The organism is Caulobacter sp. HJHS_5 (assembly GCF_056683955.1).
In genome coordinates this window covers 312,456-326,504 of the sequence record NZ_JBWZNC010000006.1, presented here as the reverse complement: position 1 = coordinate 326,504, position 14,049 = coordinate 312,456, and the positions used below count along the sequence as shown (strand labels likewise).

Annotated in this window: 13 protein-coding genes; 6 read left to right on the top strand and 7 right to left on the bottom strand. The window is 69.4% G+C overall.

Features of this window, described 5'->3' with window-relative positions; translation table 11 throughout:
* Nucleotides 1-4: 4 nt before the first annotated feature.
* Nucleotides 5-1,003, top strand: a complete 999-nt coding sequence (locus ACFLIT_RS13805; RefSeq protein ID WP_479911829.1) for a PDR/VanB family oxidoreductase — start codon at nt 5-7, stop codon at nt 1,001-1,003.
* 1 nt (nt 1,004) lies between these two features.
* On the opposite strand, the gene mhpT is transcribed toward ACFLIT_RS13805, so the two are convergent.
* Together mhpT and ACFLIT_RS13795 are read right to left on the bottom strand one after the other, a co-directional pair.
* Nucleotides 1,005-2,219: a 3-(3-hydroxy-phenyl)propionate transporter MhpT gene (gene mhpT, locus ACFLIT_RS13800; protein WP_479911828.1), complete on the bottom strand. Its 1,215-nt coding sequence runs from the start codon at nt 2,217-2,219 to the stop codon at nt 1,005-1,007.
* A gap of 94 nt (nt 2,220-2,313) precedes the next feature.
* Entirely contained in the window at nt 2,314-3,207 is an 894-nt protein-coding gene (locus tag ACFLIT_RS13795; protein ID WP_479911827.1) for a helix-turn-helix domain-containing protein, read from the bottom strand.
* Nucleotides 3,208-3,295: 88 nt separating this feature from the next.
* Between ACFLIT_RS13795 and pobA the strand changes: the two genes are divergently transcribed.
* From pobA to ACFLIT_RS13775, 4 genes are all read left to right on the top strand, one after another.
* Nucleotides 3,296-4,468 carry a 4-hydroxybenzoate 3-monooxygenase gene (pobA, locus tag ACFLIT_RS13790; RefSeq protein ID WP_479911826.1) on the top strand — a complete coding sequence of 391 codons (1,173 nt, stop codon included), beginning with the start codon at nt 3,296-3,298 and terminating at the stop codon, nt 4,466-4,468.
* Between the two features lie 73 nt (nt 4,469-4,541).
* Entirely contained in the window at nt 4,542-5,321 is a 780-nt protein-coding gene (locus ACFLIT_RS13785; RefSeq protein ID WP_479911825.1) for an IclR family transcriptional regulator domain-containing protein, read from the top strand.
* 100 nt (nt 5,322-5,421) lie between these two features.
* Nucleotides 5,422-6,735 (top strand): sugar MFS transporter, encoded by a 1,314-nt coding sequence (locus ACFLIT_RS13780; protein ID WP_479911824.1) that lies wholly within the window; start codon nt 5,422-5,424, stop codon nt 6,733-6,735.
* 70 nt (nt 6,736-6,805) lie between these two features.
* Nucleotides 6,806-7,285 (top strand): FKBP-type peptidyl-prolyl cis-trans isomerase, encoded by a 480-nt coding sequence (locus tag ACFLIT_RS13775; RefSeq protein ID WP_479911823.1) that lies wholly within the window; start codon nt 6,806-6,808, stop codon nt 7,283-7,285.
* Nucleotides 7,286-7,357: 72 nt separating this feature from the next.
* On the opposite strand, the gene ACFLIT_RS13770 is transcribed toward ACFLIT_RS13775, so the two are convergent.
* Nucleotides 7,358-8,413, bottom strand: a complete 1,056-nt coding sequence (locus ACFLIT_RS13770; protein WP_479911822.1) for a sugar phosphate isomerase/epimerase family protein — start codon at nt 8,411-8,413, stop codon at nt 7,358-7,360.
* 179 nt (nt 8,414-8,592) lie between these two features.
* On the opposite strand from ACFLIT_RS13770, the gene ACFLIT_RS13765 reads away from it, so the two are divergent.
* Nucleotides 8,593-9,756, top strand: coding sequence for a Gfo/Idh/MocA family protein (locus ACFLIT_RS13765; RefSeq protein ID WP_479911821.1), 1,164 nt, complete (start codon nt 8,593-8,595; stop codon nt 9,754-9,756).
* A gap of 59 nt (nt 9,757-9,815) precedes the next feature.
* Here the strand turns inward: ACFLIT_RS13765 and ACFLIT_RS13760 are convergent, their stop codons facing one another.
* Genes ACFLIT_RS13760 through ACFLIT_RS13745 form a run of 4 tightly spaced genes read right to left on the bottom strand, consistent with a single transcriptional unit; the run spans nt 9,816 to nt 14,045 of the window.
* Nucleotides 9,816-10,895: a LacI family DNA-binding transcriptional regulator gene (locus tag ACFLIT_RS13760; protein WP_479911820.1), complete on the bottom strand. Its 1,080-nt coding sequence runs from the start codon at nt 10,893-10,895 to the stop codon at nt 9,816-9,818.
* Nucleotides 10,892-11,740, bottom strand: a complete 849-nt coding sequence (locus tag ACFLIT_RS13755) for an aldose 1-epimerase (protein ID WP_479911819.1) — start codon at nt 11,738-11,740, stop codon at nt 10,892-10,894. Before ACFLIT_RS13755 ends, ACFLIT_RS13760 begins: the two co-directional genes overlap by 4 nt.
* Nucleotides 11,737-12,600: an SMP-30/gluconolactonase/LRE family protein gene (locus ACFLIT_RS13750; protein ID WP_479911818.1), complete on the bottom strand. Its 864-nt coding sequence runs from the start codon at nt 12,598-12,600 to the stop codon at nt 11,737-11,739. Before ACFLIT_RS13750 ends, ACFLIT_RS13755 begins: the two co-directional genes overlap by 4 nt.
* 2 nt (nt 12,601-12,602) lie before the next feature.
* Nucleotides 12,603-14,045 carry an aldehyde dehydrogenase family protein gene (locus ACFLIT_RS13745; protein WP_479911817.1) on the bottom strand — a complete coding sequence of 481 codons (1,443 nt, stop codon included), beginning with the start codon at nt 14,043-14,045 and terminating at the stop codon, nt 12,603-12,605.
* Between the last annotated feature and the right edge of the window lie 4 nt (nt 14,046-14,049).

Genomic DNA, 14,049 nt, shown 5'->3' with positions numbered 1-14,049 from the left:
CAAGATGCGACAGAGCGACCACTGGGACTGGTTGACCGTCGTCGAGACGCGGCTGCTGACCCCGACCATCCGCGAGTTCACCCTGAAGACGCCGTGGAGCGCGCCGTCCGCGCCGGGCGAGCACATCGACGTCGAGGCGATCGTCGATGGCCAGCCGGACATCCGCTCCTATTCCATCGTCGGGGCTGACGGGCCGCTGCGCCGCATCGCGGTGAAGGCGGCGCCGGAGTCGCGCGGCGGCTCACGCTACATGTGGACCCTGGAGCCGGGCGCCCGGCTGAAGGCCCGCGCGCCCTCCAATGACTTCGAACTCTCGCTCGGCGCCCCGGCCTATCTGCTGATCGCCGGCGGCATCGGGGTGACGCCGATGGTCGCCATGGCCGAGCGGCTGGCCCAGCGCGGCGCTAAGGCGCGGATGCTCTATGCGGTGCGGACCGCCGACGAGCTGGCCTACGCCGATGTACTGGCCGCCGCGCTCGGCGAGGCGTTCGAACCGGTGATCGAGAACGAGACCGGCCGCGCCGACCTCGCTGCCGCCTTCGCCGGCCTGCCGGAAGGCGGCGAGGCCTATATCTGCGGCCCCATCGGCATGCTGGACGCCGCCCGCCGCCTGTGGGCCGCCTCGGGCCGGCCGCGCGCCAACCTGCGGTTCGAGACTTTCGGCTCCAGCGGACGCTACGCCAATGCGCCGTTCACCGTGCGGGTGCCGCGTCTCGGCGTCGAAGCGACCGTGCCGGAAAACCGCTCGCTGCTGGAAGTGCTGGAGGAAATGGGCGTCGGGGTGCTGGCCGACTGCCGCCGCGGCGAGTGCGGCCTCTGCGTCGTCGACGTGGTGGAGCGCCACGGCGAACTCGATCATCGCGACGTGTTCTTCAGCCCCGAGCAGCAGGCTGAGGGCAAGCGCATGTGCGCCTGCGTCTCGCGCCTGGCCGGCGGCGAACTGACCATCGAGCCCGCCTACCGCGGCGACGTGTCGATCACGCCGAGCAAGGTGTTCGGCTGAGCTAAAGCGCGTCCGTGCGCGGGCGAATGAAGCTCAAGGCCACCACCGCCAGGCCGGCGACGACCGACACCGGCGTCATCGCGGCGATCACCTGGCTGGGACTGGCGCCCGACGCCAGCAGTTGCCCCCCGACCATCGGACCGATGATCGAACCGAGGCGGCCGAACGCCACCGCCGCGCCCGCGCCGGTGCCGTAGTGGCCTTGCGGGTAGTAGGCGGGGGCCACGCCGTAGAGCGAATACTGGGCGCCGATCACGAAGAAGCCGGCCCCGCCCGCCGCGACGGCGAAGGTCAGCAGGCCGGGGGCCTGGGCCATCAGCATGGTCGAGCCAACCAGCAGCAGATAGGTGACGGCCAGGGGCCAGCGCATGCCGAAACGGTCGACCGAGCGGCCAATGAGGATCGCTCCGACCACCGAGGCGACGTTAAACACCAGCGACACCAGCGATCCGTCGGCCTTGCTCATGCCCTTGGCGACCACCAGCGTCGGCAGCCAGTTGAGCAGCAGATAGAGCACGATCAGGGTCAGGAAATAGGTGACCCACAGCAGCAGGGTGGCCGGCGTGCGGCCGTGTCCGAACAGCACCCGCATCGGATTGGCCGTCGATTTGGCAGCGGTCGCTTCGACCGGGGCGGCGACGATCTCTTCCTTCAGGCCGAAGGCCAGCAACGGCACCAGCACCAGCGGCAGCAGGCCGCCGATGCCGAACACCGTGCGCCAATCCAGGCCCGGCGCCAGCAGGGCGATCAGCGCCACCGAGCCACCGCCGAGCGGCATGCCGCTGAACATCAGGGCCGTGATCCCCGTGCGCTTCTCCTTGGGGGTGATTTCGCTGGCGATGGCGATGAGGTTGGGCATGGCCCCGCCGATGCCGACGCCGGTCAGCAGGCGGCACAGGTAGAGGTGGCCGTAGTCCTGGGCGACCATGGTGGCGAGGGAGAAGACCCCAAAGGCCGCCACCGAGCCGATGAGCACGCGCTTGCGACCGATGCGGTCGGCCAGCCAGCCGAATAGCACCGCGCCGATCACGAGGCCGATGGTCGAGGCGGCGAAGGCCTGGCCCGCCTCGCTGGGGCTCAGCTTGAAATAGGGGATCAGCTGCGGCGCGACGATGCCGATGATCTGCAGGTCGAAGCCTTCCAGCATCGAGACGCAGAAGCACAGGGCGATCACCGCCCCGAACCCGGCCGGGCCCACCACGATCTTTCTGGCCATCGTTCCCCCTCACGCGACCAAGCCCCTTGGCGCGTGCGTTATTCGCACAGCTGTGCGCTTTGTGCGCGGAGCTTTCTCCGCGACCGTCAGGCTGTCAAGCGGCGGCGGGATCGGGGCTGCGGCGGAAGTCGCGCGGCGAGCGTCCGACGCCGACGGTGAAGAAGCGCGAGAAATAGGCCGGGTCGCGGAAGCCGAGACCATAGGCGACCTCGGAGACCGTCATGCTGGTGTAGACGAGCTTACGCTTGGCCTCGACGATGAGGCGGTCGGCGAGCATCTGCGACGGCGAGCGGCCCTGCCCGGCGGCGGTGCAGGCGGCCCGCAGCGTGCGGGGACTCACCGCCAGGGCGGCGGCGTAACGCTCCACCGGCCAGCCCTCACGGAAGTGACGCTCCAGGAGCAGGCGGTAGCGCTCGACAAGGGGCGAGACGGCGCCGCCCTCGCCTTCCGCGTCCTCGGCCGCGCGCAGCAGGCCGACCAGGGCGGTGAGCATGGCGGCTTCGATCCCAAGGCCGCGGGCGGACGCGCCCCAGACCAGTTCCTGCTCCAGCCGGCGAAGCGCGGCGCCGACGCCGTGCGAGGCGAGCACGGCGGGATCGAGCGCCAGCACGCCGGCCCGGGCGAACAGCCGCGCCAGGGCCGACTCACGGACCGCCAGGTCCGAGGCCAGGCGGCCGGCGAAGGTCAGGACGTGGCCGTCGGTGTCCGACGAGAAGTCGAAGGCGTGGACCGATCCCGCGGGCGCCATGAGCAGGCAGGGGCCGCCGAACGCCAGAGTGCGGTCTTCGGCGCGCATTCGCCCCTCGCCGGCCTGGATGACCAGCAGGTGGCTGAGATCGCGATGGGCGTGCGGCCGGATCGTCCAATCCACGGGCGCGCTGCGGGCGGCCACGGTCTCGACGTGCAGGAAGGCCGCATCGGCGTCACGCGGCGGCTCTCCATAGAGGAAAAAGCGCGGAACATCATCGGGCGGCAGGGTCCGGAGCATGCCGGATTGTCCAAGAAACTCGCCGCCAAGTCCATTCGCGAGGGCGTTCCGTTCTCGTAAGCCTCGGGAAAACAGGGAGAGTTCGATCTTGCGCACCACGGTCGCCATCGTCGGCGCCGGCCCCGCGGGCCTTCTGCTGTCGCAGTTGCTGCATGTCGCCGGGATCGACAGCGTGATCCTCGAGCGCCGCGACCGGGCCTATGTGGAAAGCCGCATCCGCGCCGGCATTCTGGAGCAAACGACCGTCGAGCTCCTCCAGCGCGTCGGCGTCGACGCCCGGATGAACGACGAGGGCCTGCCGCACGAGGGCTTCCGTATCGCCGTCGACGGCGAACTGTTCCGCATCGACCTCGCCGGCCTGACCGGCAGGTCGGTGATGGTCTACGGCCAGACCGAGGTGACCCGGGACCTGATCGAGGCCTGCATCGAGCGAGGCACGCCCCTGGCGTTCGAGGCCGACGACGTCGCGCTGCATGACATCGAGAGCGACGCGCCCTTCGTGACCTGGCGGGAAGGCGGCGTCGACAAGCGGCTGGATTGCCAGTTCATCGCCGGCTGCGACGGTTTCCACGGCGTCAGCCGCCCGAGCATCCCCGAGGCGACGGTCCGCAGCTTCGAGAAGACCTATCCGTTCGGCTGGCTGGGCATCCTGGCCGACGTGCCGCCCTGCGATCACGAGCTGATCTATTCGAACCACGAGCGCGGCTTCGCCCTCGCCTCGATGCGCTCGCCGACCCGCAGTCGCTACTACATCCAATGCGCGTTGGACGAGAAGCTGGAGGATTGGCCGGACGAACGGATCTGGGACGAGCTGGCGCTCAGGCTCGGGCCGGAAGCGGCGGCGAACATGGCCCGCGGCCCATCGATCGAGAAGGCCATCGCCCCGCTGCGCAGCTTCGTCTGCGAGCCGATGCGCCACGGCCGCCTGTTCCTGGCCGGCGACGCCGCCCACATCGTGCCGCCGACCGGGGCCAAGGGGCTGAACCTGGCGGCCGCCGACGTCGCCGCCCTGGCGGACGCGGTGATCGCCTGGAAGCGCGGCGACGGCGGGGCGGGCCTGGCCGACTATTCCAATCGCGCCCTGTCGCGGGTGTGGAAGGCCGAGCGCTTCAGCTGGTGGTTCACCGGGCTGACCCACCGCTTCCCGGACCAGCAGCCGTTCGACCGGCGGATGCAACTGGCCGAGCTGTCCTACATTCGCGGCTCGCGCGTCGCTCAGCACAGCCTGGCGGAAAACTACGTCGGCCTGCCGTTGATTTGACGCCGGCTCCCCCCGCCCTTTGATTTCGCGCAACTGTGCGATTATCGATAGGGGCGTGACCTTGGGAGGGGCGATGAGCGGCGAGGACGAAACGGCGGGCGATCCCGATTTCATGACCTCGCTGGCGCGGGGGCTGCAGGTGCTGCAGCAGTTCGAGACGCAGGCGACCCTGACCACCTCGCAAGGCGCGGCCGCCACCGGCCTGTCGCGCGCGGCCGTGCGGCGTTGCCTCTATACGCTTGAAAAGCTGGGCTATATCGGCGCGAGCGAAGGGGGAGCCTATCGCCTTCGCCCGGCCATCCTGCCCCTGGCCCGCGCCTATCTTTCCGCCCACAGTTTCGCCGACGCCGCTCAGCCGGTCCTGACCGCCCTGCGCGACCGCCTCGGCGAAAGCTGTTCGCTGGGCGTGCTCGATCATGGCGACGTCTTCTACGTGGCCCGCGCCGAGGCGACGAAGATCATGAGCGTCGCCCTATGGGTCGGCAGCCGCCTGCCGGCCTATTGCACCTCCATGGGCCGGGTATTGCTGGCCCACCGCCCGGCGGAGCAGATCGAGGCCTATCTCGCACAGGCGCCCTTCCCGATCCGCACGCCGCGGACACGCACCTCGGCCGAGTCGCTGCGCGCCGCCCTCACGGCCGTGCGCGAGCAAGGCTATGCCGTGATCGACGAGGAACTGGAGGTCGGCCTGCGTTCCATCGCCGTGCCGGTGCGCAACCGACGCGGGGAGGTGATCGCCGCCCTCAACACCGGCGCCCCGACCGCGCGGGCCAGCATCGACACCCTGCTGGCCGAGGTGCTGCCCCAACTTCGCGCCGGCGCCGACCAAGTGGGCCTCTACGCCGAGTTGTAACGCCTGGCGGTCGGCGTTTGACACCGCAAACGTATACAGATTAGCTCCGCGCCAAGCGCCGCAAGCCGTTGGCGCAATCTCTTCCCTGGGGGAAATTCACATGGCCATCGCGCCGACTCCGACCGCTGCCGCCAGCGGCGCCAGCGATGCGCCTCAAGGGCCGGCGCAGCTGCAGTATTTCGTCTTCGCCCTGTTCTTCATCTTCGGCGGCATCACCAGCCTGAACGACGTGATCCTTCCGAAGCTGAAGGAGCTGTTCGTCCTGAACTACGCCCAGGCGATGCTGATCAACACCGCCTTCTTCTTCGCCTACTTCGTGTTCTCCCTGCCCGGCGCGGCCATCGTGCGGAAGCTGGGCTACATGCGGGCAGCCGTGGTCGGGCTGGTGACTATGATGCTCGGCTGCGTGCTGTTCATCCCGGCCTCCTATTCCGGCCAGTTCCCGATCTTCCTCGGCGCCCTGTTCGTGCTGGCCGCCGGCATCACCATCGTGCAGGTGGTCGCCAACCCGCTGATCTCCCTGCTCGGCCCCGCCAAGTCGGCCCACAGCCGCCTGACCTTCGCCCAGGCCTTCAACTCCATCGGCACCACCGTCTTCCCGATCGTCGGCTCGATGGTGATCCTCGGCGCCATCGCCAAGGTCGACATGGCGACGCTGTCGCCGGAGGCCCTCGCGCAGTACCGCGCCCAGGAAACCCAGGTCATCGTCCGCAGCTACCTGTTCCTGGCCGCCGCCATCGGCGTCGTCGCCCTGGCGGTGTGGGCCTTCCGCAAGCGCCTGACCGAGACGCCGGACGAGCCGGGCGGCCTACTGCGCCCCTTCAGCCTGCTGAACCGGCCGCGCTTCGCCTTCGGCGCCCTGTGCATCTTCCTCTACGTCGGGGCCGAGGTCGCCATCGGCTCGATCATCGTCAACTTCCTGCAGCAGTCGGACGTGATGGGCCTGAGCCAGAAGGACGCCGGCGGCCACGTGTTCCTCTACTGGGGCGGCGCCATGGTCGGCCGCCTGATCGGCGCGGCCGTGCTTCGCGTGGTCTCGCCCGGCAAGGTGCTGGCGGGCGTCGCGGTCGGCAACCTGGTGCTGCTGAGCGTGGCGGGCCTCGTCCACGGACCGGTCTCGGGCTGGGCCCTGCTGGCCATCGGCCTCTGCAACTCGATCATGTTCCCGACCATCTTCGCCCTGGCCAGCGAAGGCCTCGGCCGCCGCGCCGCCGACGGCTCGGGGGTAATCGCCACCGCCATCGTCGGCGGAGCCATCGTGCCGGTGATCATGGGTGCGGCGGCAGACGCCACCGGCCTGAAGGCGGCGATGATCGTGCCCGCCGTCTGCTACTTGGTGATCGCGGCCTATGGCGTCTACGCCCGGAAGTCGCACGTCGACGCGACGCAGGAACCGCCTGTCGAAGCGCACTGAGCTTCGGCCATCAATCGACCTTAAGGGCGGGGCTCTGTAGCCTCGCCCTTTGCATTTGGAGTCCCGACTCGTGAAGTTCCTGCCTGCCGCCGCCCTAATCGCCGCCCTTGCCTGGACCGGCGTCGCCGCGGCCCAGACGCCGCCCCCCGCGACCGCCGCCGCCCCGCAATCGGCCGAAGCCTTCCTCGCCGCCAACGCCAAGATGCCGGGCGTGAAGACCACGCCGTCGGGTCTGCAGTACAAGGTGACCAGGTCCGGCCCAGCCGGCCCCTCGCCCAAGGAAGGCGACGCCATCAAGGTTCACTACGAGGGCAAGCTGGCCGACGGCACGACCTTCGACTCGACCTTCGGCGGCAAGCCGATGCTGGCCCCGCTGGACGGCCTGGTGCCCGGCTGGATGGAAGCCATTCCGATGATGCATGTCGGCGACGAATGGACGCTCTATCTGCCGCCGTCGCTGGGCTACGGTGAGCGCGGCGCCGGCCCGATCCCGCCGAACTCGGCCCTGGTCTTCCGCATCCAGCTGCTGGGCATGCTGTCGGCCGACTGATCTGAAGTCCAAAAGAAAAAACGCGGCGGAGGTCAGCCTCCGCCGCGCTGCTTTTCAGCGATCCGAGACCGCTCAGCCGATGCCGAGCACCCGGCGGTTGGTGGCCTGGTCGGCGCCCGAATCGGCGAAATCGTCGAACGCCTTGCGGGCGACCTGGATGATGTGGGCGTCGATGAACGGAGCGCCTTCCGCCGCGCCGACCTCGTTGTCCTTGATGCAGCATTCCCACTCGAGCACGGCCCAGCCGGCGAAGTCGTAGGCGGCCATCTTCGAGAAGATCGCGCCGAAATCGACCTGGCCGTCGCCCAGCGAACGGAAGCGCCCGGCGCGCTTGATCCACGGCTGATAGCCGCCGTAGACGCCCTGCTTGGCGGTCGGGTTGAACTCGGCGTCCTTCACGTGGAAGCACTTGATGCGCTCGTGATAGGCGTCGATGTAGCCGAGGTAGTCGAGCTGCTGCAGCACGAAGTGGCTCGGATCGTAGAGGATGTTGGCGCGCGGGTGGTTGCCGACCCGCTCCAGGAACATCTCGAAGGTCTCGCCGTCGAACAGGTCTTCGCCGGGGTGGATTTCGTAGGCCGCGTCGACGCCGCAGCTGTCGAAGTGGTCGAGGATCGGCTTCCACCGACGGGCCAGTTCGTCGAAGGCCTCTTCGATCAGGCCGGCCGGGCGTTGCGGCCAGGCGTACCAGTAGGGCCAGGCCAGGGCGCCGGAGAAGGTGGCGTGAGCGTTCAGGCCCAGGCGCCGCGAGGCGGTGGCGGCGTTCTTCACCTGCTGCACGGCCCATTCCTGACGGGCCTTCGGGTTGCCCCGCACTTCCGGCGCCGCGAAGCCGTCGAACAGCTCGTCATAGGCCGGGTGCACGGCGACCAACTGGCCCTGCAGGTGGGTCGAAAGCTCAGTGATCTCGACGCCGTTCTCGGCGCAGATCCCCTTGACCTCGTCGCAGTAGGTCTGGCTCTCGGCGGCCTTGGTCAGGTCGAAAAGGTTCGAGTCCCAGGTCGGGATCTGGATGCCCTTGTAGCCGAGGCCGCCGGCCCATTTGGCGATGTCGGGCAGGCTGTTGAAGGGCGGCTCGTTCGCGCCGAACTGCGCCAGGAAGATGCCCGGTCCCTTGAGCGTTTTCATCCCTCGTCCTCTCCTAGGTTCGACCTTCGATTTCGGCCATTCGAGACCGGCGTAGTGTAGCCAAAAACCGCGGTCAATGGCTTCGTTTTTTCGCGAAAAGTCTTTACGTTGCTTGGGAAAATCGCGCTTAAGCGCAGGCATGGCGGCCACGATGGGCCGCCCCAGTCGGGTGGAGACCTATGACCAGCGAAATCAAGACCTCTTTGGCCCAGCAGCCCGTGCGCCTGGGCATGGTCGGCGGCGGCAAGAACGCGTTCATCGGCGCCGTTCACCGCTGGGCGGCGGGCCTCGACAGCCATTACCGCCTGGTCGCGGGCGCCTTCTCCTCCAACCCCGAAACCGCCGCCCAGTCGGCCGCCGACCTCGGCGTCGCGGCCGACCGCTCCTACGGCTCGTGGGAAGAGATGGCCAAGGCGGAAGCCGCCCGTCCGGACGGCGTCGAGGCCGTCGCCATCGTCACCCCGAACCACCTGCACGTGCCGGTGGCGCTGGCCTTCCTCAAGGCCGGCATCCACGTGATCTGCGAAAAGCCGGTCGGCCTGAACCTGGCCGAGGCTCGCGAGCTGGAAGCGGCGGTCAAGGCGTCGGGCAAGATCTTCGTCCTGACCCACAACTACACCGGCTATCCGATGCTGCGGCAGGCCCAGGCGATGGTGAAGGCCGGCAAGCTCGGCAAGATCCGCGTCGTGCAGGCCGAGTATGTGCAGGACTGGCTGACCAAGGATGTCCACAACAAGCAGGCCGACTGGCGGGTCGATCCGGCCAAGGCCGGCGCCGGCGGCTCGCTCGGCGACATCGCCACCCACGCCTACAACGCCGCGACCTTCGTCACCGGCCTGAAGCTGGACACCGTGTTGGCCGACCTGACGGCCTTCGTCCCCGGCCGCCAACTGGACGACAACGACCATCTGCTGCTGCGCTTCGAAGGCGGCGCCAAGGGCATGCTTTGGGCGACCCAAGTGGCGGTCGGCAACGAGAACGGCCTGGCCCTGCGCATCTTCGGCGACGACGGCGGCCTGCAGTGGCGCCAGGAAGATCCGAACTACCTCTACTACACGAAGTATGGCGAGCCGACGCAGCGCTACACCCGCGGCGGCCACGGCTCTGGCCCGGAAGCGGCGCGCGTGACCCGCACCCCGTCGGGCCACCCGGAAGGCTACCTCGAAGGCTTCGCCAACCTCTATGTCGACGCGGCCCACGCCATCGCCGCGGCGCGCCTGGGCGTGCCCTACCCCGAGGCCGCCTTCCCGACCATCGAGGACGGCGTCGAGGGCATGGCCTTCATCGAGGCGGCCGTGAAGTCGAACGAGGCCGGCGGCGTCTGGACCAAGGTCGAGCGGTAGACCCTCGTCTGGGTTGCAGATCGAAGGGCGCGGCCTTGGCGGGTCGCGTCCTTTTCGATTCAGGATGGCTTTTCCGTAGACGGCCGGCCATCCGACTGCCGGCGGACCAAGGCGAAATCCATCAGTTCCCGGGCGACGACGGCCGGCTTGCCCTCCGCTTCCAGACGCATGGCCTCGGCCAGCATCAAGACCGCATCGCGGGACATCTCCGCGACCGGCTGGCGAATGGTGGTCAGGGGCGGCCACACCGTGGTGGCCAGGGCGGTGTCGTCGAAGCCGACCACGGTGATGTCCCGCGGGACGTCGAGCCCCTGACGGTGCGCGACCGCCACGGCGGCGGCCGCCATGTCGTCGTTGCTGGCGAAGATGGCGGTCGGGCGGCGGCGCAGCGACAGCAGCTGGTCGGCGGCGTCGAGGCCGGAGTGATAGGTGAAATGGCCCTGGACGATCAGGCGCTCCTCCACCGGCAGGCCGGCGGACTCCATCGCGTCGAGGAAACCCGCGTGGCGGAGGCCGCTGGCCGTCTGGTCGGGCTCGCCCTTCACGAAGCCGATGCGGCGATGGCCCAGCGCGATCAGATGCCGGGTCATCACCTGGGCCGCGTGGAAATCGTCGATGCGGATGGCCGAGACGGTCGGCAGGGGCGCGCCGCTGGCGACCGCCACCGCCGGCAGCCCGGCGCGATTCAGCCGCTCGACCACCGAGGCGGAGTCGCAGAGGGGCGGCGGCAAAAGCACGCCCCCTACCCCGCTTTCCACCAGCCGTTCGACGGCGGCGACCTGCTCGGCCTCGGTCTCGCAACGCTCGACCACCAGCTGGATCGACAGGCGGCTGCACTGGTCCAGCCCGCCGAGCAGGAACTCGCTGAGATAGGCGGCGCTGGGGTTCGAGTAGAGCATGCCGATGCGGCGGGCGTCGGCGCGGGCCAGGCTGCGGGCGGCCGGATTGGGGGCGTAGGCCAGTTCGTCGATGGCCGCCTGCACCCGAACGCGGGTGGCCTCGCGGACATTCTTCTCGCCGTTGATCACCCGCGAGACCGTCATCGGCGAGACACCGGCGCGTTCGGCGACATCGAGAATCGTTCGCCCGCCCTGCCGCCGCCTGTTGGCCTTCTGCTCCACCGGACCCTTCGCGTTCATGCCCGCGCGATGGACATGGTCAAGGTGAAGGCCTCGCCGGGCGCCAGGGCGCGCACCTCGGCCGCCTCGTCCTGCGGCGCGTTGTGCGCGTTCGGTCGCTGGGTCACCGGCTCGACGCAGAAGAAGTCCTCGCCGGGCGGAGCGAAGACGTGAACGCCGGTCGCCTCCGGGCCGGCGGTCAGGCGGATGTCGCCCTCCCCGTCGCCGATGATCGCGACGCCGTCCCAACCGGCATAGGCGTTGTCGATGAAGGGCGCGTCGTCGACGCGCGGGCCATCGCGCCAATCGAACAGCTCACCCGGCGCGGCCTTGCGGATCGGGATCTGGGTCTCGTCGGCGAGCCAGACGCCATCGGCGTTCAGGGTCAGGCGGGTGTCCGACCGGCGAACGAAATAGGGATGCAGGCCGAGCCCGGCGGGCATGGGCCGCGCATCGGTGTTGGTCATGGTCAGCGCCACGGTCAGCCCGTCCCGCGTCAGGGTCAGGCGCTGCTCGGCCGTGAAGCTCCACGGCCAATCCCCGGCCGGATGCTCGTAGGTCATCACCGCGACGTCGCCGTCCATCGCCAGCCCCCAGGGCGCCAGCCAGCCGGCCCCGTGCAAGACGTGCGGTTCGAAGCGTGGAGTCGGGGTCAGTCGCACTTCACGGCCGTCGAACTTGAAACGGCCGTGGTCGATGCGGTTGGCGTAAGGGACCAGGGGAAAACAGGCCGAGAACAGCGGATCGGTCTCGCCCTCGGCGGTCGGCCGCAGCACGTCGCGGCCACCGAGCGTCAGGCTGGCGATAGCGCCGCCGAGCGCGGGCCGCAGGGTCATCTCCCAGTCGCCGGCGCGGATCGTGCTCACAGGCGGATCAGGTTCTGCGGCAGGCCGGGCGTCTCGACCCGCACGCTGTAGAGGCCGCCGGCCGTCGGGTTGGCGTGACGCCGCTCGCCGTCGAGGCCCTTCCAGGCGGTGGTGCAGTAGAGGGTGCGCAGGTCGTCGCCGCCGAACACCGCCTTGGTCACCGTCGGCACCGGAAAGGCGATGGACGAAAGCGGCGTTCCGTCCGGCGCGAACCGGGCGATCCCGCCGCCGAAGAACAGGCCGACATGCAGCACGCCATCGGCATCGACGCTCGGCCCGTCGCAATAGGCGCCCTCCGGGACGCGCGCGAACACCCGCTTGTTGCTCAGCGCATGGCCATCGATGTCGAAGGCGTAGATCGTCCGAACCAGGGTGTCGTGGTGGTAGAGCGTGCGGCCGTCGGGGCTGAGCGCCGGGCCGTTGGTCACGCAGTAGCCGCGATCCTTGGCCTCCAGCTTGCCCTCCGCCAGGCGATAGAGCACGCCGGAGTTCTCGGCCTCGCTGTCGTCCATCGAGCCGAACCACAAGGCGCCGTCCGGGGCGACGAAGCCGTCGTTCAGCCGATTGCCCGGCCGTTCGGCCTCGACGGGCATGAACAGCTCGAAGCGCCCGACGGCCGGGTCGAACCGATAGAGGCCGCCCTTCACGCCGCAGATCAGGGCGCCGTCCTCCGCCGGCAGGGCGAAGCCGATCTGGTCGGGCGCCAGCCACGAGGCGGTGGCCCCGTCGTCGACGCCGTAGCGATGCAGGGCGTGGCCCTTGATATCGACCAGATAGACCGCGCGCTCGCGAGCGACCCAGACCGGCCCCTCGCCGAGCTCGGCCTTCAGGTCCCAGAGGAGTTGCGGCGCTTCGCTCATCCTCAGCCGGCGCTGTACGATGTCTTGATCTGGGTGAAGAACTCCACGGCGGCGAAGCCCTGCTCGCGAGAGCCGTAGCTGGACGACTTCGTGCCGCCGAACGGCACATGGTAGTCGACCCCGGCGGTCGGCAGGTTGACCATGGTCATGCCGGCCTTGGCGCGGCGCTGGAAGTCGCGGGCGTACTTCAGCGAGCTGGTGACGATGCCGGCCGAGAGGCCGAACTCGACGCCGTTGGCGATCTCCAGGGCTTCCTCGTAGGACTTCACGCGGATCACCGAAGCGACCGGGCCGAACACCTCCTCGGTGTTGATCCGCATGTCCGGCAGGGTGTCGGCGATCAGGGTCGGCTGCACGTACCAGCCGGGATTGTCGAGCTTCAGACGGTCGCCGCCGGTGACCAGGCGACCACCCTCGCCCTTGGCGATGTCGATGTACCGGTAGGAGGTCTCCTGCTGGTCCTCGGAGACGGCCGGGCCGATCTGGGTATTGGGATCGAGGGCGTCGCCCACCCGAAGCGCGGCGACCTTCTCGGCCAGGGCGGCGACGAAGCGGTCGTAGACGCCGTCCTGCACGATCAGGCGGCTGGAGGCGGTGCAGCGCTGGCCGGTGGCGAAGAACGAGCCGTCGAGCGCGATCATCACCGCACGGTCGAGGTCGGCGTCGTCCAGTACGATCAGCGGATTCTTGCCGCCCATTTCCAGCTGCACGCGGGCCTGGCGCTTGACCGCCCCGGCCGCGACGCCGGCGCCGACATTCTGCGAGCCGGTGAAGCTGATGCCCGCCACGTCCTTGTGGTCGACGATGGCCTGGCCGACCTTGCCGCGGCCGACCACCATGTTGAGCACGCCCTTCGGCAGGCCCGCCTCATGCAGGATCGCGACCAGGGCCTCGGCCGTGGCCGGCGTCGGGCCGGCCGGTTTGATGACCACGGTGTTGCCGAAGGCCAGCGCCGGGGCGGCCTTCCACGCGGGGATGGCGATCGGGAAGTTCCACGGCGTGATCAGGCCGAAGACGCCGACGGCCTGGCGATAGGTCTGGATCTCCACGCCTGGGCGGGTCGAGGCCAGGTTCTGGCCATGCACGCGCAGGGCTTCGCCGGCGAAGTACTTCAGGATGCGCGCGGCGCGGGCCGTCTCGCCGATGCCTTCCGGCAGGGTCTTGCCCTCTTCGCGCGACAGCAGGCGGCCGACCTGCTCGCGACGCTCCATCAGCAGGTTCGAGGCCTTGTCGAGGATGTCCGAACGCACTTCCGGGCTGGCTTCCGACCAGGCCGGGAACGCGCCCTTGGCGGCGGCGACGGCGGCATCGACCTCGGCGACGCCGCCATCGGGCGTGCGGGCGACGACATCGCCGGTGTTCGAGGGATTCAGGCTTTCGGTCGGGGTGTCCGCCGAGACCTTCTCGCCGCCGATCCAGTGATTGAGATTCAGGGTGTCGGACATGGGA

Bases quoted from the DNA above. Each gene is read 5' to 3' on its own strand.
- ACFLIT_RS13805 (WP_479911829.1), top strand. From the start codon at position 5: ATGCGACAGAGCGACCACTGGGACTGGTTGACCGTCGTCGAGACGCGG.
- mhpT (WP_479911828.1), bottom strand. From the start codon at position 2,219: ATGGCCAGAAAGATCGTGGTGGGCCCGGCCGGGTTCGGGGCGGTGATC.
- ACFLIT_RS13795 (WP_479911827.1), bottom strand. From the start codon at position 3,207: ATGCTCCGGACCCTGCCGCCCGATGATGTTCCGCGCTTTTTCCTCTAT.
- ACFLIT_RS13785 (WP_479911825.1), top strand. From the start codon at position 4,542: ATGAGCGGCGAGGACGAAACGGCGGGCGATCCCGATTTCATGACCTCG.
- ACFLIT_RS13780 (WP_479911824.1), top strand. From the start codon at position 5,422: ATGGCCATCGCGCCGACTCCGACCGCTGCCGCCAGCGGCGCCAGCGAT.
- ACFLIT_RS13770 (WP_479911822.1), bottom strand. From the start codon at position 8,413: ATGAAAACGCTCAAGGGACCGGGCATCTTCCTGGCGCAGTTCGGCGCG.
- ACFLIT_RS13765 (WP_479911821.1), top strand. From the start codon at position 8,593: ATGACCAGCGAAATCAAGACCTCTTTGGCCCAGCAGCCCGTGCGCCTG.
- ACFLIT_RS13760 (WP_479911820.1), bottom strand. From the start codon at position 10,895: ATGAACGCGAAGGGTCCGGTGGAGCAGAAGGCCAACAGGCGGCGGCAG.
- ACFLIT_RS13750 (WP_479911818.1), bottom strand. From the start codon at position 12,600: ATGAGCGAAGCGCCGCAACTCCTCTGGGACCTGAAGGCCGAGCTCGGC.
- ACFLIT_RS13745 (WP_479911817.1), bottom strand. From the start codon at position 14,045: ATGTCCGACACCCTGAATCTCAATCACTGGATCGGCGGCGAGAAGGTC.